A 21,612-nucleotide genomic window follows, 5' to 3' on the forward strand; every position below is an offset into this window, starting at 1 on the left:
AATTAGCCCGGCATTTTGTTATTGATGATTGACGACGGCCTGCCCGCCGACTGGGAATGGCACTTCGTTCTCATAGAAAGTGCCCGACGCTATAATTTTACTGTCAATAATAGGACCGACACTTTCTTTGGTGGTTTACAGACCGCGATCAGATCGTCCCCGGTGGCCCGAACGGGTCTACTGTGATGGTGTGATGGAGGGGGTTCCCGGCGGCTACGTGGCGTTAACAACTTTTGGCCTGACATTCTATTTGTCTTGGACCCCGGTCGCCGAACTCTCCTCCCCACCCAACCCCGCACGCCTCGACTTTCCCATCGACCGCATCGACGACGCCGGACGCCTTTTTCGCCTGGTCATTCCCTGATTTCGCTTCCCGCTTCCCATCCGCCGCCCCGCGTTCCCGCTCGCCCCCTGCCCCCTGCCCGCTAGCCTTCCCCCATGTCCGGCCCCCGTGTGGTCGTCGCCGGCGGTGGCGCGGCCGGGTTCTTCGCCGCCATCGCCTGCGCCGAAGCCAATCCAAACGCCTCGGTTCTGCTTCTGGAACGTTCCCCCCGGTTCCTCGCCAAGGTCCGCATCTCCGGCGGCGGGCGCTGCAATGTCACCCACGCCTGTTTCGATCCCCGCGAACTCGCCACCCGCTATCCCCGGGGCGGTCGCGCCCTCATCGGTCCCTTCCAAAAATTCCAGCCCCGCGACGCCCTCGCCTGGTTCGAATCCCGCGGCGTCCCCCTCAAGACCGAACCCGATGGCCGGATGTTCCCCGTCTCCGACTCCTCAGCCACCATCGTCGATGGACTCACCCGCGCCGCCCGCACCGCCGGGGTCACGCTCCGCCACTCCTGCGGTCTCGATCGCGTCACCCGCCATCCCGACGGTGGATTCGCCCTGGTCACCTCCACTGGAGAGACCCTTCACACCGACCGGTTGCTGCTTGCCCTCGGCGGACTTCGCGGTTTGGAGGCCGCCGAACCCGCCATCGCCCTCGGCCATGCCATCGAACCCCCGGTGCCCTCCCTCTTCACCTTCCGCATCGTCTCCCCCTTCCTCCGCGATCTCCCGGGCCTCTCCGTTGATCCCGTCGAACTCTCCGTCCCCGGTCTCCGCTGGCGCGAACGCGGGCCTCTCCTGATCACTCACGCCGGACTCAGCGGCCCCGCCGTGCTGCGCCTCTCGGCCTGGGCCGCCCGCGACCTGCACCACCTCGACTACCGGTTCCCCCTCCGCATCCACTGGGCCCCCGGCCTCGACGCCGCCGCCCTCGCCGATTCCCTCGCCCGCACCCGCGCCGCCTTTCCCGCCCGCCGCGTCGTCAATCAAGCGCCCCTTCCCCTCCCCGCCCGCCTCTGGCGCGCCCTTGCCCTCGCCCCCGATCTCACCCCGGAAACCCGCTGGGCCGAACTCCCCCGCGCCACGTCTCATCGCCTCGTCGAACGGCTCCTCCGCACCGAACTCCCGGTGGACGGCAAGAGCCTCAACAAGGACGAGTTCGTCACCTGTGGCGGCATCCGCCTGGCCGACGTGGATCTGCACACCATGGAAAGCCGCCTCTGCCCCAGCCTCCACTTTGCCGGCGAAATCCTCGACATCGACGGCCTCACCGGCGGCTTCAACTTCCAGGCCGCCTGGACCACCGGCTGGATCGCCGGCCGCGCCATCGCTGCCGCCCCTGCAACGGCCCCCTTCGCGCAGGGCCAAGGCCCGCGAGACCCCACCCACGCGTGATGCGGATCATGCACCCTCCCACCTCACCCCCCCCCACCACCCGGAGGACCGAACTCCGCGAGGACGCACCCACCCGATCCCCGGGCTTGCCACATCAAGCCTACGCCCGTAGTCTCCAGGCCTCCCATGGAGCAGGTCCCGCCTGACAAACCCCTCGGCCGCCTGATCGCCTGGTCCCGCCAACGCGGCGCCACCGACCTCCACGGCCGCGCCGGCCACCCCTGGATCGTCCGTGTCGAAGGACACCTCGAATCCGTTCCCCACGATGTCGCCCCCGAACCGGACGACGTCAGCCTCCATTCCTGGCTGATCGACGCTTTCAGCCCCGCCCTCGTCGCCCGCATCGTCCAGGAACGCGAGGTGGACGCCTCCTTCCAGTTCGCCGACGTCCGGTACCGCGCCAACTTCAGCAAACAGCGCGGGCGCCAGTCGCTCTCCTTCCGCGTGGTCCCCCAGCAGCGGATGCGCCTGGAAGACTGGCAACTGCCGGAATCCCTCCGCGGCATCGCCGACCTCCCCCGCGGCCTCCTCCTCCTCACCGGCCCCACCGGCCAGGGCAAAAGCACCACCGCCCGCGCCCTCATCCAGGAACTCAACGAAACCCGCGCCCTCCGCATCGTCACCATCGAAGACCCCATCGAATACGTCTTCAACGATGCCCTCAGCCATTTCGAACAGCGCGAGGTCGGCATCGACACCGCCTCCTTCGCCGACGGCATCCGCAACGCCATGCGCCAGGATCCCGATGTCCTCTTCATCGGCGAACTCCGCGACCGCGACAGCATCTGGGCCGGCATGCAGGCCGCCGAGACCGGCCATCTCGTCCTGAGCACCCTCCACGCCGATTCCGTCCCCCAGGCCATAGGCCGGATCCGCGAGTTCTACCCGGCCGACGAACAATCCGCCGTCAGCGCCCTCCTCGCCCGCAACCTCGCCGCCGTCGTCAACCAGCGCCTCCTCCCCAACGTCTCCGGCGGCCGAACCCCCTGTGTCGAAATCCTCCGGCGCGACGCCGGCGTCGAGGCCGCCATCGCGCAACACGAACTCCATCTCCTCCACGGCATCATCGAGGCCTCCCTCCACGTCGGCATGCATACCTTCGACCAGTACCTCATCGAACTCCTCGCCCAGGGTCTCATCACCGAACACACCGCCCGACGCTACGCCGTCCACCCTCACGCCCTCGACATGCGGCTCCGGGGCATCCTCAATCCCCAGGCCATCCTCCGTCCCGACCCCGGACGCTGAACCCGCCCATGCTCGCCCTTCTCCGCATCGTCTTCGGCTTCGCGCTCTTCGCCGTCCTCGGCCGCGCTGTCGAAACCGCCGGCCCCACCCCCCGGACCGACGGCATCACCGACGCCGCCTACCTCGCTGTCGCCGTCCTCCTCGGCATCGCCAATGCCGTCGTCTGGGCCCCCTGGATCGGGCGCCTCCTCGCCGACCCCCTCACAGGTGCCTTCACCGCCGGGCATCCTGGCGACATCCGCAACAGCATCCTCCAGTTCGCCAACAAACTCGCCCATCGCGGCTGGCGTCGATGTGCCCTCCTCTTCGCCTTCCTCGACGGCATCCGCCATCCCGACCTCCCCGGCGCCTTCGTCCTCGGCCTCCGCCACGCCCGCCCCGGCTCCTGGCTCGAAAAGGTCTTCGCCCGCGAAGTCTGGCGCTTCGACAACGCCGAGAACTGCCTGCGCGCCTGGCACGTCTTTCGCGCCCGCGGCCTCCATCCACCCCCCCATCGCCGCCCCGAGGTCCATCTCCTCATCCTCTCCGCCCAGCGCGAACGCCTCCCCGATCCCGAACGCCTCGAAGTCCCCCCAGCCCCGCCTCCACCCCCGCCCGAACGCGATCCGCGCATCCGCCTCTTCCAAAGCCATCCTCCCCCAGCCGGAACCCCACCCAGCCCCAGCCCCGGCCAGGACCCGCCGTCCCCAGGCCGCTGATCCCGCCATGTTCTGGTTCCTGCACTACGCCACCAAGGCCGCCCTCGGCCTCGCCCTCCTCGGCCTCGCCGCCCTGCTCTACCTCCATCGCCACTGGTTCGAACCCGCCGACGCCTGGGTCGAAACCCTCCGCCGCACCCGCACCGAAACCGTCCCCGTCCTCGGCCAGACCACCGGCATCGTCGTCCGCCTCCCCACCGGCGATTCCGTCGCCCTGCGCACCGCCAACGCCACGGTCGAAACCTACCGCCTCAATGGCATCGTCGCCCCTCCCTGGTCCCGCAACCCCCTCAGCGAACGCGCACGCACCTTCCGCCGCACCCGCGACGCCCTCGCCTCCCTCGTCCTCTCCAACGAAGTCCGCATCGCCTACACCTTCCATGTCCCCGGTCGCGGCGGCTCCGGCTCCCTCTACCGCGACGGCACCAACATCGCCCTCCCCCTCCTCCGCGAGGGTCACGTCATCGTCCATCAACCCTCCCTCCACGCCGTCCCCGTCCTCGACCAGGTCCAGTTGCTCGCCGCCGAAAAGGCCGCCCGCGACGCCGCCCGCGGCGTCTGGTCCGACCCCAATACCCTCGCCGCCCTCCGTGATCCTTGAACGATCTGCATCCCGCCCGCCTCGCCGCAGCTCCGGCCATTTCTCCCGTTGGATACGACCGGACGAAAAGCACCAGCGATGAGCGACAGCGCCACACCAGCACCGGTCGAGATGCCGCACGTGGAGATTTACACTGACGGCGGGTGCGAACCGAACCCTGGGCCGGGCGGTTATGGGACCGTGCTCATTCATCCCAGGAAACGTGCCGAGATCAGCGGCGGATTTCGCAATACCACCAATAACCGGATGGAAATCTTCGCCGCCATCGCGGGGCTGGAATTGTTGAAGGTCCCTTGCAGGGTGACGCTTTACAGCGACTCGCAGTATGTCGTGAAGGCGATGTCGGATGGGTGGTTGGTGGCGTGGAAACGGAAGGGCTGGTGGCGCACCCGGACCGAACGCCCCGAGAATGTGGATCTATGGCGGCGCCTGGACGCACTGTGCCAGACGCACCAGGTGGAGTTCCGCTGGGTGAAAGGGCACGCGGGGCATCCGGAGAATGAGCGGTGCGATCAACTCGCGATGGTCGCCCTGCGCCAGCCCGGTCTCCCGGTGGACGACGGTTACGAGAAGAAGTCCGAAACCGACCGCGTCCGCCCCGACATGCAGGAAGGCGAGCCGTGCGGGAAATGTTCGACGCCGATCATCAAGCAGACGTCGAGGAAGAAGCCGAAGGGCGATTCCTATTACGAGTACTACTTGTGGTGTCCCAGGTGCCACACGACGTACACGATTGAATCTGCCAAACGATCCTTGGAGCAGTCGCCTTCGCTCTTCTGAATTTCAGGCCAATGACCCACCCACTGAAGCCATGGCATCCCGGCATGGCCGGATCGCCCTGACGGCCTTGCCAGGGCTTGGTGGCGCAGACGCATGAGCCGGCACCGAGGGTGAACGTCGGGGAGGGAATACCGATCCGGGCAGGAGTCCGGGGAAGACTCGGTCGGGAGGAGAGCGCGGATTGATTTCGATCCCCGCCGCCGTCACCGGCAGGATTGAGGAGTGCGCGGTTAAACGCTAATCCATGGACATGAATCGAGTCGCCATCCAACCGCAGTTGGTACACTGGGCGTGCGAACGCGCAGGGATTGATGCGGCTGACTTGGCGGGCAAATTTCCGCAACTGTCGGATTGGTTGGCCGGGGCGGCACAACCGACGCTGAAGCAGTTGGAAGCGCTCGCGAAGACGACGCACACGCCAGTGGGTTATCTCTTTCTGCCCGAACCGCCAGTGGAGACGATTCCCATCCCGGACTTCCGCACGCCGGGCAACGAGCGCATCGGGCATCCTTCGCCGAACTTGCTGGATACCATCTACGTCTGCCAGCAACGGCAGGAATGGTTTCGGAACTACGCCCGCTCCATGGGCGAGCAGCCGCTGGCGTTTGTCGGCTCGGCCCGGGTGCAGGATGACGTGGTGTCCAGCGCCGCGCGCATCCGGTCGGAACTGGGCTTCTCCGTCGAGGCACGGCGGCGGATGGCGACCTGGACCGACGCGCTGCGGCATTTCATCGAACAGGCCGACGGGCTGGGCATACTCGTGATGTGCAATGCGGTGGTTCATAACAACAATCACCGGCATTTGGATCCTCAGGAGTTCCGCGGGTTTGCCATGGCCGATGACCTTGCACCGCTGGTGTTCATCAACGGCGCGGATACCAAGGCGGCACAGATGTTCACGCTGGCGCATGAACTGGCGCACATCTGGGCGGGGGAATCGGCAGTGTCGGATTCCCAACCGACCACCGTTCCCGTTCAACAGGTGGAGCGCTGGTGCAACGAGGTTGCCGCTGAATTGCTGGTGCCGCTCGACGCCATGCGGCAGGCCTACCATCCCGACCGGGAGTTGAAGGAGGAAGCATGCAGGTTGGCCCATCGCTTCAAAGTGAGCACGTTGGTCATCTTGCGCCGCATCCTGGATGCAGGTGGGCTGACGCAGGAGGAATTCCGGGAAGCGTATCACGCGGAAGTGGCCAGATTGCGGGCAATTCCGCGCAGAAGCGGAGGCAACTTCTATCTGACCCAGGCGGCGCGGGTGGGCAAACGCTTCGCGACGGCACTATGTGCCAGCACACTGGAGGGCCAGACCCGCTACACGGATACGTTCCGAATGCTCGGGTTCTCCAAGCTGGCGACGCTTAAGGAATTGGAGCGCAGCCTCGGAGTAGGGGTCGCATGAAATACCTTCTCGACTCGGACGTTTTCATTCAGGCCAAGAACCTGCACTACGGCTTGGATTTCTGCCCGGCCTTCTGGGATTGGCTGGTTGCCTCGAACACTTCCGGGCTGGTCTTCAGCATTGAGAAAGCAGGCGATGAAATTGAAGCTGGTGCTGATGAACTGGCGGGCTGGGCCGCCGCCCGTGCGGATGGATTCTTTCTCAAACCCTACTCACCCATCCTGCCGGCCCTGAGCACCGTGAGCAGATGGGCTGCCGGCCAGAACTACGAACCGGCAGCGGTAAGCACCTTCCTGCAACAGGCAGATTTCTACCTCGTGGCGCACGCGCTCGCTCACGGCTTTGTGGTCGTGACCCACGAAGTCGCCGCGGCTTCAACGAAGCGAATCAAGATTCCCAACGCCTGCATTGGCGTTGGCGTGAAGTGCATGAGCCCGTTTGAAATGTTGCGCCGCGAGCGGGCGCGGTTCGTCCTTGGATCTTGTTCATGAACGAGACCAACGAACGCGCCGTCGAGAACTAACATGAGAAAGTCCTGCCGACGCGCGCCGGCTGGATGTCCGGCAGCAGCATCGGCAAGATTGCTGCGCAGACAACACTCGAAAGCTGATCCATGGCAGCGCGATGCCCCTTGAGTGCCTCGCGCGCAACTCGCAGAGGTTCGAGTCCCCGGATGGCCCCGGGCATCCCGTCGTTGTGGGTAGAGGTGCGGACTCAGCGAAGCATCGCCTCGGAGGGCCGAGTTCCACGAGGCCGCAACGGTGTGGAGCGTTGGGTCGAGGACTCGCGGAGCTCGTCCCTCCGATTCGCCGCCTCCTCACCCACAACTACGGGATGCACCGCGGATTGCCCCCGGCTGCGGCTCCGCCTTCCCTCCCACCGCGCCCTCGGCTATCACCCCGGGATGATCGGGCGACTCATCGGGCCGGAGCTGGAAGAGATGATCGAGGCGCGGGCGTTCCATGACCTTCGCGACGTGCTCATCGAGTTCCCGGTCGCCGACATCGCCGAGATCCTCGGCGACCTCGATGCCGACCGGCAGGCCATCCTCTTCCGCATCCTCCCCAGCGATCTCGCCGCCGAGGTCTTCGATCACCTCGACGTCGAAAACCAGCGCCGCCTCCTCCGCGCCCTCGGCACCGAGCAGGTCGCCCAGATCCTCAACGATCTCCCCCCGGACGACCGCACCAACATCCTCGAGGAACTGCCGGCCCAGATGACCCAGCAGCTTCTCACGCTGCTTTCCCCCGACGAACAGCGCATCGCCCGGACCCTCCTGGGCTTCCCCGAGGACTCCATCGGCCGGCGCATGACGCCGGAATACGTCTCGATCCAGCGCCATTGGTCCATCGCCGAAGTCCTGGCCCACCTGCGCCGCGTCGGACGCGACCGCGAAACCCTCAACCAGCTCTTCGTCATCGACGCCCAGGGGCACCTCGAAGGCGAAGTCCGCCTCCGCGACCTGGTCGTCCACGAACTGAACCAGCCGGTCGCCGACCTGATCGAACCGCCCCAATGCGTTCTCCGTGCCACCGACGACCAGGAATCCGCGGTCGCCGCCTTCAAGAAGTACGACCGCACCACCCTCCCCGTCGTCGATTCCCGCAACCTCCTCGCCGGCGTCGTCACCGTGGACGACGTGCTCGATCTCGCCGAGGAGGAGGCGACCGAGGACATCCACAAGAGCGTCGGCATCCAACCCCTGGTGGGCAGCCTCCTGCACGCCCGCTTCAGCGATCTCTACTCCCGCCGCATCGGCTGGCTGGTCCTGCTGGTCTTCGTCAATCTCCTCTCCGGCGCCGGCATCGCCCTCCACGAAGGCCTCATCGAATCGGTCGTGGCCCTCGTGTTCTTCCTCCCACTCCTCATCGGCAGCGGCGGAAACGCCGGCGCACAGGCCGCCACCCTCGTTGTCCGCGGCCTTGCCCTCGGCGAAGTCCGCACCCGCGACTACCCCCGCCTCGCCCTTCGCGAAATGATGGTCTCCCTCCTCCTCGGCCTCTCCATGGCCTGGGCGGTCTTTCTCCTCGGCTGGTGGCGCTCCGGCCCCGCCGTCGCCTGGGCCGTCTCCCTCGCCATGGTCTCGATCGTCTTCATCGCCAGCCTGGTCGGCATGACCCTCCCCTTCATCCTCAACCGGCTCCGCCTCGATCCGGCCACCGCCAGCGCCCCGCTCGTCACCTCCCTCGCCGACATCTTCGGCGTCCTCATCTACTTCGCCATCGCCAAGGCCATCCTCGGCCTCTCCCATCCCCCTCCCGTCGTCGGCTAACGCTCCTGCTCGCGCCACCCCGGCGCCCAGGACAAGTCCCCGACAACCTTCGGCACGACGCCGAAGGCACGGCCCCCCGCGCCCGGTCACCCTCCTGTCCCGCGCCCCGGCGCCACAACCCATCCATGCCCATGCACCCACACCCATCCCTCCGCATCCTCTCCTTCGCCGCCCTCCTCGCCGCCCTCGCCGCCCTCGCCGCCCTCGCCACCTGCCCCGACCGGGCCCGGGCCGCCACCAACAACTTCATCGTCCCTGCCTTCCGCGGTCTCGACCAGGGAACCCACGGCTACTGGGAGTCTTTCACGGTCCCCTTCGGCGCCCCGGGCAACGCCCCCGACCAACCCGGCTCCACCGCCTCCGCCATCCTCACCCAAACCCTCAGCCCTTCCACCTTCGTCACCGGCACCGGCAACCTCTACGACCCCTCCGGCACCGTCGGGTTCACCCTCACCCACTCCGTCCCCTTCACCCTCGGCACCGTCGTCCTCCAAACCCGGACCCTCGGAAGCGAGTGGGACTACGATTCCTTCCGCCTCACCTACTCCGTGGGTTCGGAGCAACACCAACTCGCGCCGATGCTCGCCATGGAACTCGACCGCGGCACCGTCCTCGGCGCCTCCGTCTCCACCCTCCATCAATGGGACCTCCGCGGCCTGGACATCTCGGACTACTCCCTCTCCTTCCAGGCCGCCGGTTCCAGCCTCAGCCTTGACTCCGTCACCCTCGACGCATGGGAAGGTTTTCTCGCCGTCCCCGAACCCGGCCTCCCCGCCCTCGCCCTCCTGGGTGCCGCCCTGCTCGCCGCCCAACGCCTTCGCCGTCGCAGGTCCGCCTGACCGAGCCGATCCCTCCCGCCCTGCCCCTCCCAACCCGTGAACTCCCTGCCATCCCCCGCGCTCCCCCCCGGAGGAAACCCCGCCCCAGATCCTCGTTCTCGTTCCCGCCGGCTTCCTTCGACATCCCGCCTCACCCTCGCCGTCCTTCTCACCCTCCCCGCCGCCCTGTCCCAACCCTTCGAACTCCAGCTCAACCGCCCCTCGATGGACCGCTGGATGTACCCCTTCAACGCCTCTCCCGGCTCACGACCCAGCGCCCCGGTCTTCGCCACCTTCGGCGACGCTGCGGGCGTGGACACACGCCACGGACAGTTCCTCCTCGGCTTCGATCTCGAAGGCCATGTCCCGTCCGGACTCGGACCCGAATCCTACCTCATCCGGCGCGCCCGCCTCTCCGTCACCGTGAGCCGCGACCAGTCCTTTCTCTACGACCCCACGCACGACCCCGTCGCCACCTACCTCGATGAAACCGACCCGGACCACCTCCCCGACCCCGATCCCGGCCGCCCGGTGGAACTGTTCGGCGCCGGCTTCCGCAACGGCTACACCGCCGGAACCTTCCTGGACGACTCTCCCTTCGGCGGCACCGGCCCCGGAGAACGCCATGCCTACGCCGTCGGACACGACCGCCATGGCGCCTGGGTGGACATCGGAAACCACGTCGGGAAGTCCGATCCCGCCTTCCCCGTCTTCGAAGTTCACCCCTTCGCCCTCGGCCGCACCGACGTCGTCTCCCCCGGCGACCCCGTCCCGGCCGGAACCACCCTCCACTTCGACTTTCACCTCGGGGACCCCTTCGTCCTCCGCTACCTCCAGGAAGCCTGCGACACCGGCCGATTGCGCCTGGTCATCACCAGTCTCCACTCGGGTGCCCTCGGCGGCGCCCCGGCCTGGCCGGACTTCTTCACCGCCGAAAGTGTCCTCGGCGAGGTTCCCAGACTCGAACTCGATGGAACCGCCGTCCGTCCCGATCTCGACACCGACACCGACGGCCTGCCCGACGACTGGGAAGAGTTCCACTTCGGCGATCTCCGGTACGATGCCGATGCTGATCCCGACGGCGACGGCGCCTCCAATGGGCAGGAATGGCGCGCCGGCACCGACCCAACCGATCCCCGCAACCGCCTCGCCATCACCCTCGCGTCGCCGTCCCCCGACGTCCCCTCATGGACCGTCCGTCTCAACCATGCTGCCGGACGCCGCTACCTCATCGAGACGTCCGCCGATCTCCAAGCCTGGACAACCGTCGCCGACCCCATCTGGTCCTATGACCACGCCCGAGGCCTGGCCGCGTGGAACGATCCGGCCGACTCGGCCGAAATCCCATCCGCCCGCTTCTTCCGCGTCCGGCTGCCATGAGCCGCTTCACCCTTCGGAGGGACGAGCTCCGCGAGTCCTCATCCCCATGCACCACTCCCCTGCCGCCTCGCAGAGCTCGGCCCTCCGACTTCACCACCCTGCTTCACCCTTCGGAGGGACGAGCTCCGCGACTCCACCCTCCCGGCTTCACCCTCATCGAACTTCTGGTGGTCATCGCCATCCTGGGAATCCTCGCTTCCCTACTCCTCCCCGGACTGGCCCACGCGCGTCGCAAAGCCCGCTTCATCGAGGAACTCTCGGCCGCCCGACAATGCCTCCTGGCCGCCCAACTGTACGCCGACGACCATCGTGACGCGGTGTTCCCCGGGTACGTCACCGATCCCGAGGCCCGCGACGATCTCGGTCAGCCCCTCGCCTTCCCCATCAACGCCCGCTATCCTTGGCGCCTCTCCCCCTACCTCGGCCAGTCGTTCGAAACCCTCTACAGCGCCGACAACCGCGCCCAGCTCAGCCGCCTCCGTCGTCTCGACCGCGCCAGTTATGTCTATGCGGTCAGCGTCTTCCCCTCCCTCGGAATCAATGCCCACTTCATCGGCGGCCATGAAAGCGAGTTCCCCGCCGACCTCGCCAACGCCCGTTTCGGCACCGGCACCGTCGTCACCCGCCTCTCCGGGATCTGGCGTCCCTCCCTCCTCGCCATGTTCCTCTCCGCCCGATCCGCCAACGCCGGCCCCGAAGCCTTCGGCTACTTCCAGGTCCGTCCCCCCGCCCTGGTCGAACGAATGTGGACCCCGGACTGGTCCCCGACCGCGCCTCCCCACCAGTGGGGCTTCGTCGCCCCGCGCCACAACCGCCGCGCCGTCGTTGCCGCCATGGACGGCCATGTCACCGCTGTCGGTCTTCCCGGGCTCCAGGACATGCGCCGTTGGTGCAACACCGCCGACCGCCCTGACTTCACCCTTCGCCCCCCGATCGCGCCTTAGCGCCTGTCTGAAAACTGGAAGGGGCCCTGCGACGAGGGGTTTTGGCCTGGGCCAAGGCGGCGAGGCCGGCGCATCCCCGCAGCGGGCTGTAACGGTCGAGCCAACGCAGGCCCAGGCCGAAAGGACCGTCGCCCGAAGGGTTGTCGCGGAAAAGGCCGGCTGGCTTCGTGGCTCCTCGGTCACAGACCGCTGGCGGGTAGGCTCCCTCCTCGCGCCTCGCCATCCGGCCTCTTCCGCGACAACAGGGCCCCTCCCAGTTTTCAGACAGGCTCTTAACCCCATTCCCCTGCGGATCGGCGTCGCGTCGGCGGCGGGTCGGGGACTGGCTCCCCCTTCAGGCCCCCCTCCATCCCGTCAGGCCAGAGGCGGCGGGCGAATCGAAATGGCCCGGGCCCCGGGGAGTGGGAGTCCCGGGACCCCGAACCCTCCGTCCCAACACCCTCAGACCGCCCGTCGCTGTGCGAACAGACGCCCGACGGCATCGGAAAGGACCTCCGAACGCCCGCCGCCAAGCCCGACCCGGACACACCACACCGCGCGGCGCGCCCGGAAAACTGGATGGACCTCCTTGAAGACCCATTCCCGTTAGCAGGAAGACCCGGACCGAGTCAAAACCGGAGTCCCAACTCAATTCGCTACGAAATGAAACTACTCCCGCTGCATCCCCGGGTTGCGGGTGAGGAGGCCGCATTTCGGAGGGACGAGCTCCGCGAGTCCGCACCCCATCGCTCCACTCCCTTGCGGCCTCGCAGAGCTCGGCCCTCCGGATTCACCACCCCGCTTCACCCTTCGGAGGGACGAGCTCCGCGAGTCCTCCATCAGGACAGGTTGCGCGGAATCTGCGAGGAATGGTGATGGAGGATCGGCCGGGACGCGCCCGGATCCACCACGTAGCTGAAGCGCGCCTCGAACCCGAGCAGTTCCCCGTCGATCTCCATCCGAAAACAATAAATCCCGCTGATCACCCGCAGGCTCCCCGCCAGGGGTTGTTCGCGCACGGTCCGCTGATGCAGCGACACGTTCAATCCGGGGCGTGCCCCCAGTTGTTCGAAGTATCGCCTCCGCATCTCCTCCGTCGTGATGGCATGCGGCGAAAAGGTCGGCAACAACACCGCACCGTCGGCATACAGCCCCAGCACGTCGTCGATCTGTCCCCCGTTCACTCCCCCCATCCAGGCGTGAAGCACTTCCATTGCATTCGAATAGCTCATGATTCGCCACGCAAGAATCCGCACCGCCGGTCCGGAATCAACGGCGAACTGGCGCCCCAACCAATCTGGGTGGGCCGGGCAGGGTCCTTGATATGGTCCCCAAGGTTGATCCGAGGCTTTTTGGACAGGATAAACAGGATTAACAGGATCCAGAAAACCGTCTGCCTGCCGGGTTTCGCGGTGGGTCGATCGATGCCTGTCGGTTGGTCCGCTCCATCCTGTTCATCCTGTCCAAAACCTCAGACCAGACGCCTCATGACGTTGTGAATCGCCCCGGAGGGCCGGCAGCTTCCCCTTCGATCGGCTCCCGGAAACCCGGAGGGTTTCCCTGGAGTTTGGCCATTCGACTGGCGAACCGGGGGGGGCCCCAAAGGGGCCAAATGAGATAGCCCAGGGCAACGCCCTGGGGACCCGCAATGTGAAATCTTCCGCGCCCTGTAGGGGCGCGACCTGCCCAAACCCACCCCAAACATTCATGGGACAACCAGGAGCTTTCTTACGGCGAGGTCGCGCCCCTTCAGGGCTTGCCCGAGGTTTGGCCCGTCACAACCCAGGGCTCGGTCGCCCTGGGCTATCTCATCTGGCCCCCTTGGGGCCCCGGAGTTTGGCCCGCGGGGGTATCGACCCGCTGGATCCGAAGGGGTTTCAGGTGGGAGAGCGGGACGTCAATGGGTTCCTGGGGCGGCTCGGGCCACAGCGGCGTCTGAACGGCGCAGAACTTGGGTGGCGGGTCAGATCTGGGTCGGCCCGACAATGACCGAAGAAACCCAGTGAGTTCAGCTCCCAGGCTCAGGCATTTGGAATTGGCCAAACTCCAGGGAAACCCGGAGGGTTTCCAGAGATTAGCCGGGGGTCGGACCCGGCTCCGCGGGTTCGACCCCCGGGCAGAAGCCCCACCTCGCACACGACCCCGCCAGGGGTCGCAGCCCCATCCGCAGACTGGACTCTCCCTCCTCCCGCCACACCACCGCCCAACCGCTCGTTCACCCACCCGGCGAAATACGCTTCCGAATGCCCAAGTTCCTTCACCCCCCACCTCCTTTGCGTCTTCGCGTCTTCGCGTGAGCACCGGGCGTCGCGTTGCACCCTTTGATCGAACCGCCTTGCCGGAATCTCCCGCCGCGAATGCCAAACGGCACGATCCCCAAAGGAGCAACGCCCAAATTCAACCAGCTCTCGAAAGGCAGCGCATCCCAGGTTCTTGGAACTCCCCCAAACCACCCATCGCACGACTCGTACTCAGCCCGAAGGGCGGTACTCGTCCTTGTCCTCGTCCTCGAACCCGCAGGCACACCGTTTCAGCGTCGCCTCATGGCGGGTCCAATGGGTTCGATCGTGTTCGGACCTCCCGTTCCGCATCCGAACCGGGCAGGGCGATTACGAGTACGAGTACGAGTACGATGCCTGCTGCAAAGGTCTGAAATGCGCTGGGAGGGCGGGGACCTGGGGGGGGGCAGAAGTTGGGTCGGACTTTGTTGGGTGTGCACCCTTTAGCGTGTCGGGGCGGACTTGGGAGGCTCACGCTGAAGCGTGTACACCCAACGGTCCCTCCGATCCCACCTCTCCGCTTCACCCCGGAGGGACGAGCTCCGCGAGTCCGCAATCCATCGCACCACACCCTTTCCCCCTCCCAGGGACTCGTACTCAGCCCGAAGGGCGGTACTCGTCCTCGTCCTCGAACCCGCAGGCACACCGTTTCAGCGTCGCCTCATGGCGGGTCTGATGGGTTTGATCCTGTTCGGATCTCCCGTTCCGCATGCGAAATGGGCTGGGCGATTACGATTACGATTACGAGTACGAGTACGAGGTCTGCTGCAAAGTCTGGGATGCGCCCCCCATGGCACCCCTCCCCTGCGGCCTCGCAGAGCTCGGCCCTCCGATTTCACCCCCCCGCTTCACCCTTTCTGAGAAATTCACGAATGCACCCCGCATTGATGCACGAATCCATCCCAGCTTATACCTTCCCATTCCGCCCGATAAGTCTTTGCCCATCGGCTGACAACAGTAAGCTCAACCGCGTCGAGAACGCCGCTCGACGGCGAGGCGCGGTGTCGTTCCGTGTCCCGTTTCCAACCGGCGCAGAATCGAGGTTCGGAGGGCTGCCGTCGGCCCGGTCGATGGCTCGGGTCATCGAGCCTGGCATCCTCCGTTCCTCTGCCGTCATTCGTCATGCGAACCTCCCTCCCCTCCCATCCCCGCTCCCTCGCGCGCCAACGCCCACGCTGGGTCAGCGCCCTCGCCGTCGCCACCCTCGGCTCCGCGATCCTCGCCGCGCCGGCCCAGACGCTGTTCCAGTTCGACTTCAACGAAGGCTCGGGCCAGACCGTGACGTCCGCCCAGGGACCCCTCACGGGTGTCCTTGGCCGCCCTCCTTCCAGCCCTGTCTCCGTCACCGACACCCCATCCGGTGCGGCGGGGGACCGCGCACTCCGCATCACCGACCCCGACGGCTTCCTCCTCCTCGACGCCACCGGCTCCGAAGCCCTCGCCGCAACGGACACCCCCATCACGGTCGAAGCCTGGATCTACCTCCCGGAAGACGCCGTGCCGCGCAACGAGGCGATCGTCTCGTATGGAAACAACTGGAAGTTCGGACTCCGCAGCTCCGGCTTCATCGCCTTCACCCTCTATGGCGTCATCGACGCCGACATCGGGCTGCTCCCGCCCCTGGGCGTCTGGACCCATGTGGCGGTCACCTGGGAACCGGGTGTCGGCGTGAGCTTCTACCAGGACGGTGCCTACTTCGGGTTCCTCGATGAAACCAGGCCCATGCGCGCACCCAGCAACGCCAATCTCACCGTCGGCGGGTCCAGCACCTTCACCGAACCGGTGAACGCCACCCTCGACCGGGTCCGCGTCCATCGCGCCTTGCTCACCGAGGACCAGCTCGACTCCGTCCCCGGCAGCCCCAGGGCACCCCTGGCCTCGACCGTCGTCTCGCTCGCCCTCAACGAAACGGCAGCCCCGTTCGCCAATGCCGGCACCCTCGGAGGCGCCGCCGTCGAGGCGTCACCGGTGGTCCTCGCCAGCATCTCGCCGCGGTTCGTCACCGATACCCCGTCCGGCCTGCCCGGCGACACCGCCCTCCAGTTCGATGGCAACGACATCGTCCGCGTCGATGACCCCGACTCCGTCGTCACCCTGGTCACCGACGGCGTCACCAGCGACTTCACGATCCAGGCCTGGGTCAAGCCCGGCACCCCGGCCGCCGGTCAGGCGCGCAGCGTCCTCTTCGGGAAATTCGGTGTCGCCGGCGCCTTCAGCTTCTCCATCACCTCCGACCGCCGCGTCGCCATCACCACCTACGGCATCGTGGACATGCTCTCCGATGCCGCCATCCCCAACGACGGCCTCTGGCATCACATCGCCGTCGTCCATCGCAACGGCCAGGACATGCGCTTCTACGTGGACGGCATCCTGGGCGACACCCGGCCCTACACCCAGGGGCTCAATCTGCGGGACCAGACGTGGTTCTGGATCGGCTCCGAGTTCGGCGGTGGCCTCCCCTACACCGGACTCCTCGACCGGCTCCAACTGGCCAATGTCGCCCTCGAACCCGCCGACCTCGACTTCCGGGCGATCCCCGGCGTCGATCCCGACGCCCCCGAACTCACCATCGGCACCGCCGTCTCCCTCGCCTGGCCCGCCACGGCCACCGGCTTCCGGCTCCAAAGCACCACCGACCTCAACGAACCCCGCGTCTGGACCGACGTCGCCGCCACCGGCACCGTCGTTGGCGACACCTACTACGTTCTCCTGCCCACGCCCGGCCAGGAAACCTACTACCGCCTCATCCGCCCGGAATAACCGCGGCCATCGCCGTTCCCGCACCCACCCACCCCAACCCACCGGCATCCGGCCGGTGGGTTTTTTTTCCTTCGGACATCGCGCACCCCGGAATGCGGCGTTTCCTGGCCCAACGCGTTCCGAAAGGAACCCGTCGGCCGACCGTCGATCGTGTCTCCAACGGCCCGGGCCCTGACAGGGTCCGGGCCGTCTTGCTGACAGGGAACGCTACGCTCAACCCTTCCAGCCGTGGTTTTCCCGCACCTGGATCATCGCCGCCAGAATGTTGTTCCAGGTCTCCTGCTTCATCATCAGCTCATTCGGGAACATGCAGCCGTCCCAGCAGATGTGCCGGACCTTGCGCGCCACCTTGCCGGCCTCATCCCGCAGCCAGTATCCCGCGTCCCGCGGCACGTTGAGCTTTCCGTTGGGGTCATTCACCGGACAATGCTTCCCGGTCTTCTCGTGATCGCCCGACCCCTTCACCGTGGCGTCGTTCTGCGCCACGTGGAAGTCGATGGTCCAGGGCCGCAGGGCGTTGGTCATCTTCTTCATCGCCTTGTGGAACACCTCGGGCTCCCAGAAAAAGCGGTCGGGCACGAGGCGATGTTCGGCCGCGTTGGCGCCGAGCAGGTAGAGCAGGGTGTGCGCCATGTCGGCCTGGAAACCCACCACCTTCGGCATCCCCACCGCCTCCAGCGTCTGCAGCATGTACTTCCATGAATGCATGCCGCCCCAGCAGATCTCCCCCTCGGCGGCCAGCCGTTCCCCGTGGTCCCTGGCGATCTTGCCGCCCTCCTTGAAGGTCTGCGCAATCCGCTTGGTGTTGCCCTTCGGGTCCTTGTCCCAGTCCGTCACCGAACACGCCGAATCGATCCGCACCACCCCATAAGGCCGGATGCCAAGGTCCCGCAGCGTCTCCGCAATGCCGCAGGCCTTCCGCACCGCCGTCAGCCAGTTCTTCCGCTGCGTCTCGTCCCCCATCGCCGACCCGTCGAACCACACCGGCGCCACCACCGACCCCACCACAAACCCCTTCGCCCGGATCTTGTCCGCCAGCCGCTTGATCCCCGACTCGTCCACATCGATCGAGACATGCGGGTCGTAAAGAAACAGGTCCACCCCGTCGAACTTCACCCCGTTGACCTCCGCCTTGGCGGTCAGGTCGAGCATGGTGTCGAGGTCGATCGACGGTTCGGCCCCAGGGCTTCCCTTGCCGACCAGGCCGGGCCACATGGCGTTGTGAAGCTTCGGAAAATTGTTGGCGACTGGTGTGCTCATGACAGGACGTTCGGGTCGCCCTCAGCCTAGAACGCACGCCCGAAGCCAGCCAAGTCGTATCCATGCAGCAAGGAAAGCGATGGCGTGCAATCGGAGGGCCGGGTTCCACGAGGCCGCAGGAGAGGGGGGCGAAGGATTCGGGACTCGCAGAGCTCGTCCCTCCGAAGGGTGAAACAGCGTGATGAACCCGGAGGGCCGGGTTCCACGAGGCCACAGCGGACGGGTGCGATGGATTCAGAACTCGCAGAGCGCGCCCCTCCGGGTTCTTCGTGGTTTCCTACGCGGCGATCGGCCGTATCCCAGGTTCCTGGAATTCGCCCAAGCCATCCCTCGTGGGGATTCGTACTCAGCCCGAAGGGCGGTCCTCGTCCTCGTCCTCGAACCTCCGGGCACACCGTTTCGAGCGCCGCCTGTGGGCCGGGCCGATGGGTTCGATCCTGCTCGGACCTCCCTTTCGGCGTGGGAACAGGTTTCAGGTTTCAGGTTTCAGGTTTCAGGTTTCAGGTGTCCCTGAGTGCCCGTCCCTCCGGAGCTTTCGGCTCAGAGCCTGTCTGAAAACTGGGAGGGGCCCTGTTGTCGCGGAAAAGGCCGGATGGCGAGGCGCGAGGAGGGAGCATACCCGCCCGCGGTCTGTGACCGAGGAGCCACGAAGCCAGCCGGCCTTTTCCGCGACAACCCTTCGGGCGACGGTCCTTTCGGCCTGGGCCTGCGTTGGCTCGACCGTTACAGCCCGCTGCGGGGATGCGCCGGCCTCGCCGCCTTGGCCCAGGCCAAAACCCCTCGTCGCAGGGCCCCTCCCAGTTTTCAGACAGGCTCTCAGGCTCCTGTGGCGCCCAGTTCGTGGGCGAGCGTGTGGACAAAGGCGGCGTTGTCGCAGGTCAGGTAGTGCATGGCACCCCCCATGCGGGAGTAGCTCTTGCAGAAGCGGAGGTAGTACCCGGGATGGGTCTTGGGAGGTTCGCCCCGGGTCCAGTCCCAGCCGCCGCCCTCCTGGAGATCGACGACGTAGATCGTGTGCCCGGAGACGTTCGGACGACCGTCCTGGCGCCGGAGGTTGTGGACGCAGCTCAGGCTCTTCTCGAAGACCTGCGGGCCCATGATGGCGGACCCGACGTTGAGCACGACACCGCCATCGAGTCCCTCGACCGATGCGGCGAAGCGCTTGAAGTCGATCTCGGCCGCCCGGCCCAGGACGGCGCCGTTGAACATGGGATGGCAGGCCACGATGTCGTATCCGATCCCGGGATGGACGGTGAGCGGCACGCCGCGCCGGAAGGCGGCGGCGACGATCGAGGCGTGCTTCCAGCGGTGAACGATCGGATGCGGCCCGTCCACGATCCCGTGCTGCCGCATGGCAACCAGCAGGTCCGCGGCGGCCGGCGCGAGGGGATCGGCAGGGAACTGAGCCAGCAGGCCGGCGAGTTCGTCGGGGGCCGGGAATGTGCAGCCATCCTCGTTGATGTACCGCCCCAACGCCGCCCCGTAGCCGTCGCCGCGCAGCCCGCCGGCGAGGAGCGCAAGGTGGATGTTCCTGCCCGTCTCGTCCCACGTCCCGAACGTGCCCGTGGCCACGTTGTCCTCGACCGATTCCGTCGAGCGGCCGTGCCAGGCGTATTCCCAGTCGTGGATCGTCCCCGCGCCATTGGTGGCGAGATGGGTGATCCAGCCACGTTCCATGAACCGGTCGAGGAGCAGGGCGGCGCCGTTGCGCAGAAGATGGGCGCCGTAGATGAGCATCACGGTTGCGCCCCGGGCGCGGGCGGCACGCACGGCGTCCGCGGCCTGTCGGATCTGGGCGGCCAGCGGTTCCGCCAGCGGCGCCACCGGTCCGTCGGGGTCGATGAGAATCTCCTCCACCCGGGTCATGCTGCGGCGCTCGGACAAAGGGAAGACGCGGAGTCGGGCATGGTCGAAGGAAGTCATGGCAAATGGGATGGCGTCTTCGGAAACAGAACGACGCTGGAGTGGCGGAACCGCGGTTCAGTGGGGGAGCGGCACGAATTCGAGCCGGTGATGGGCCCCGGGGTGGCGGAGCGAAGGGCCGGCCACGAGGAGGACACAATCGCCGCGAAGCCCGTTCTCGCGCGTCCAGTCCGCGGCAAAGGCGCGCCAGTCGTCCGGTTCCTCGCGGAGTTCGATGGGATGGACGCCGTAGGAGAACTGGAGGGCCTGGCAGGCGGTGCGCTCGGGTGAAAGGGCGGCGACCCAGACGGCGGGCTTGAGTCGGGCGATGAGACGGGCGGTGGTGCCGGAGACGGTGGGGACGAGTGCCGCGACACACGGCACCCCCGAGAGGGCCTGTTCCACCACCTCGGCGAATCCGCTCCAAGGGGGAACGCCCGGATCGCCGCAGCGTTCCTGGAGACCCCGGAGGCGGGCCATGGGCCGGCGGGATTCCGTCACGGCGGCAATGCGGGCCAGCATGGCGACGGATTCCTCGGGGAACCGGCCCATGGCGGATTCGGCCGACAGCATGACGGCGTCGGTGCCGTCCAGGATGGCGTTGGCGACGTCCGTGGCCTCGGCCCGGGTCGGGATGCGGCTCGACACCATGGACTCGAGCATCTGGGTGGCCGTGATGACCGGTTTGCCTGCGAGATTGGCCCGGGCAAGGAGATCCTTCTGGGTGATGCCGATGCGTTCGATGGGGACCTCGACCCCAAGATCGCCGCGGGCGACCATGATGCCGTCGGCGGCGGCCAGGATCTCGTCGAGGTGCCGCAGGGCTCCGGACCGCTCGATCTTGGCGACGAGGAAGGGGCGATGCCCGAGGGCGGCCGCGGCGGATCGGACCGCCTCGATGTCGGCGGCGTTCTCGACGAACGACTGGCTGACGGCATCGACCCCTTCCGCGAGGGCGAACTCGAGGCAGCGGCGGTCATCGTCGGTGAAGGCCGAGATGCCCAGGGCGATGCCGGGAAGGTTGAGGCCCTTGCGGGAACGAAGTTCACCCCCGACGACGACGCGACAGGAGACATCGGGGCCGGTGATACGTTCGACCTCGAGATGGATGAGACCGTCGTTGAGGAAGAGGTGGTCGCCGGGACGCACCACCTTCGGGAGGGTGAGGAAGCTGACAGAAACACGATGCGCGTTGCCGAGCGCGGGATCCGTGGTGAGGACGAAGGGCCGGCCCGGTTCGAGTTCGACGGGTTCCGGATCGATGCGGCCGACACGCATCTTCGGTCCCGGAAGGTCGGCCATGATGGCGACGCGGCGGCCCGTGGCCCGTTCGGCATTGCGCAAACGCCGGATGCGTTCGCGATGGCTGGCGAAATCGCCGTGGGAGAAGTTAAGCCGGGCCACGTTCATGCCGGCGCGGAGGAGCCGCTCGAGCATGGCGGGCGAATCCGAGGCAGGCCCGATGGTGGCCACGATCTTGGTCTTGTGGTCGGGAAGCGGCATGGGGATCGAACGCCGGGCGCGGGGCGCGACGCACCAGAATGCCGGGCCCGCACGGCAAAGTAGAAGC

The 21,612-nt window shown here is 66.9% G+C and carries 16 protein-coding genes; 12 read left to right on the plus strand and 4 right to left on the minus strand.

The features are described 5' to 3' along the window. Positions 1-438: 438 nt before the first annotated feature. The 11 genes from KF833_17980 to KF833_18030 all read left to right on the plus strand — a co-directional run bounded on the left by KF833_17980 (position 439) and on the right by KF833_18030 (position 11,862). Positions 439-1,722, plus strand: a complete 1,284-nt coding sequence (locus KF833_17980; GenBank protein ID MBX3747200.1) for an aminoacetone oxidase family FAD-binding enzyme — start codon at positions 439-441, stop codon at positions 1,720-1,722. 126 nt (positions 1,723-1,848) lie between these two features. After that, entirely contained in the window at positions 1,849-2,970 is a 1,122-nt protein-coding gene (locus KF833_17985) for a PilT/PilU family type 4a pilus ATPase (protein ID MBX3747201.1), read from the plus strand. An 8-nt stretch (positions 2,971-2,978) separates the two neighbouring features. Beyond that, positions 2,979-3,668, plus strand: coding sequence for a hypothetical protein (locus tag KF833_17990; protein ID MBX3747202.1), 690 nt, complete (start codon positions 2,979-2,981; stop codon positions 3,666-3,668). Positions 3,669-3,675: 7 nt separating this feature from the next. Further along, positions 3,676-4,269 carry a hypothetical protein gene (locus tag KF833_17995; GenBank protein ID MBX3747203.1) on the plus strand — a complete coding sequence of 198 codons (594 nt, stop codon included), beginning with the start codon at positions 3,676-3,678 and terminating at the stop codon, positions 4,267-4,269. 111 nt (positions 4,270-4,380) lie between these two features. Further along, positions 4,381-5,049: a ribonuclease HI gene (rnhA, locus tag KF833_18000; GenBank protein MBX3747204.1), complete on the plus strand. Its 669-nt coding sequence runs from the start codon at positions 4,381-4,383 to the stop codon at positions 5,047-5,049. 244 nt (positions 5,050-5,293) lie between these two features. Beyond that, positions 5,294-6,448, plus strand: coding sequence for an ImmA/IrrE family metallo-endopeptidase (locus KF833_18005; GenBank protein ID MBX3747205.1), 1,155 nt, complete (start codon positions 5,294-5,296; stop codon positions 6,446-6,448). Continuing rightward, on the plus strand, positions 6,445-6,939 hold the full coding sequence (locus tag KF833_18010; GenBank protein ID MBX3747206.1) for a DUF4411 family protein: 495 nt from the start codon (positions 6,445-6,447) through the stop codon (positions 6,937-6,939). The genes KF833_18005 and KF833_18010 overlap by 4 nt, the downstream gene beginning before the upstream one ends. Positions 6,940-7,352: 413 nt before the next feature. Continuing rightward, entirely contained in the window at positions 7,353-8,720 is a 1,368-nt protein-coding gene (gene mgtE, locus KF833_18015) for a magnesium transporter (protein ID MBX3747207.1), read from the plus strand. Between the two features lie 131 nt (positions 8,721-8,851). Continuing rightward, on the plus strand, positions 8,852-9,559 hold the full coding sequence (locus KF833_18020; protein ID MBX3747208.1) for a hypothetical protein: 708 nt from the start codon (positions 8,852-8,854) through the stop codon (positions 9,557-9,559). A gap of 36 nt (positions 9,560-9,595) precedes the next feature. Then, positions 9,596-10,918 carry a hypothetical protein gene (locus KF833_18025; GenBank protein ID MBX3747209.1) on the plus strand — a complete coding sequence of 441 codons (1,323 nt, stop codon included), beginning with the start codon at positions 9,596-9,598 and terminating at the stop codon, positions 10,916-10,918. Further along, positions 10,915-11,862, plus strand: a complete 948-nt coding sequence (locus KF833_18030) for a type II secretion system protein (protein ID MBX3747210.1) — start codon at positions 10,915-10,917, stop codon at positions 11,860-11,862. Before KF833_18025 ends, KF833_18030 begins: the two co-directional genes overlap by 4 nt. Positions 11,863-12,680: 818 nt before the next feature. On the opposite strand, the gene KF833_18035 is transcribed toward KF833_18030, so the two are convergent. Continuing rightward, positions 12,681-13,073 carry a DUF4440 domain-containing protein gene (locus KF833_18035; GenBank protein ID MBX3747211.1) on the minus strand — a complete coding sequence of 131 codons (393 nt, stop codon included), beginning with the start codon at positions 13,071-13,073 and terminating at the stop codon, positions 12,681-12,683. Positions 13,074-15,242: 2,169 nt separating this feature from the next. Here KF833_18035 and KF833_18040 point away from each other — a divergent pair. Continuing rightward, the gene (locus KF833_18040) at positions 15,243-16,880 is read left to right on the plus strand and encodes a LamG domain-containing protein (protein MBX3747212.1); all 1,638 of its coding nucleotides are present in this window, start codon (positions 15,243-15,245) and stop codon (positions 16,878-16,880) included. Between the two features lie 213 nt (positions 16,881-17,093). Here the strand turns inward: KF833_18040 and KF833_18045 are convergent, their stop codons facing one another. The 3 genes from KF833_18045 to pyk all read right to left on the minus strand — a co-directional run bounded on the left by KF833_18045 (position 17,094) and on the right by pyk (position 21,545). After that, entirely contained in the window at positions 17,094-18,140 is a 1,047-nt protein-coding gene (locus KF833_18045) for a TIM barrel protein (GenBank protein MBX3747213.1), read from the minus strand. Positions 18,141-18,956: 816 nt separating this feature from the next. Then, on the minus strand, positions 18,957-20,063 hold the full coding sequence (locus tag KF833_18050) for a hypothetical protein (GenBank protein ID MBX3747214.1): 1,107 nt from the start codon (positions 20,061-20,063) through the stop codon (positions 18,957-18,959). Positions 20,064-20,120: 57 nt separating this feature from the next. Continuing rightward, positions 20,121-21,545: a pyruvate kinase gene (gene pyk / locus KF833_18055; GenBank protein ID MBX3747215.1), complete on the minus strand. Its 1,425-nt coding sequence runs from the start codon at positions 21,543-21,545 to the stop codon at positions 20,121-20,123. Between the last annotated feature and the right edge of the window lie 67 nt (positions 21,546-21,612).

The organism is Verrucomicrobiia bacterium, from assembly GCA_019634625.1.
Lineage (GTDB): Bacteria > Verrucomicrobiota > Verrucomicrobiia > Limisphaerales > CAIMTB01 > CAIMTB01.

Bases quoted from the DNA above. Each gene is read 5' to 3' on its own strand.
- KF833_17980 (MBX3747200.1), top strand. From the start codon at position 439: ATGTCCGGCCCCCGTGTGGTCGTCGCCGGCGGTGGCGCGGCCGGGTTC.
- KF833_17985 (MBX3747201.1), top strand. From the start codon at position 1,849: ATGGAGCAGGTCCCGCCTGACAAACCCCTCGGCCGCCTGATCGCCTGG.
- KF833_17990 (MBX3747202.1), top strand. From the start codon at position 2,979: ATGCTCGCCCTTCTCCGCATCGTCTTCGGCTTCGCGCTCTTCGCCGTC.
- KF833_17995 (MBX3747203.1), top strand. From the start codon at position 3,676: ATGTTCTGGTTCCTGCACTACGCCACCAAGGCCGCCCTCGGCCTCGCC.
- rnhA (MBX3747204.1), top strand. From the start codon at position 4,381: ATGCCGCACGTGGAGATTTACACTGACGGCGGGTGCGAACCGAACCCT.
- KF833_18005 (MBX3747205.1), top strand. From the start codon at position 5,294: ATGGACATGAATCGAGTCGCCATCCAACCGCAGTTGGTACACTGGGCG.
- KF833_18010 (MBX3747206.1), top strand. From the start codon at position 6,445: ATGAAATACCTTCTCGACTCGGACGTTTTCATTCAGGCCAAGAACCTG.
- mgtE (MBX3747207.1), top strand. From the start codon at position 7,353: ATGATCGGGCGACTCATCGGGCCGGAGCTGGAAGAGATGATCGAGGCG.
- KF833_18020 (MBX3747208.1), top strand. From the start codon at position 8,852: ATGCACCCACACCCATCCCTCCGCATCCTCTCCTTCGCCGCCCTCCTC.
- KF833_18030 (MBX3747210.1), top strand. From the start codon at position 10,915: ATGAGCCGCTTCACCCTTCGGAGGGACGAGCTCCGCGAGTCCTCATCC.
- KF833_18035 (MBX3747211.1), bottom strand. From the start codon at position 13,073: ATGAGCTATTCGAATGCAATGGAAGTGCTTCACGCCTGGATGGGGGGA.
- KF833_18040 (MBX3747212.1), top strand. From the start codon at position 15,243: ATGCGAACCTCCCTCCCCTCCCATCCCCGCTCCCTCGCGCGCCAACGC.
- KF833_18045 (MBX3747213.1), bottom strand. From the start codon at position 18,140: ATGAGCACACCAGTCGCCAACAATTTTCCGAAGCTTCACAACGCCATG.
- KF833_18050 (MBX3747214.1), bottom strand. From the start codon at position 20,063: ATGACTTCCTTCGACCATGCCCGACTCCGCGTCTTCCCTTTGTCCGAG.
- pyk (MBX3747215.1), bottom strand. From the start codon at position 21,545: ATGCCGCTTCCCGACCACAAGACCAAGATCGTGGCCACCATCGGGCCT.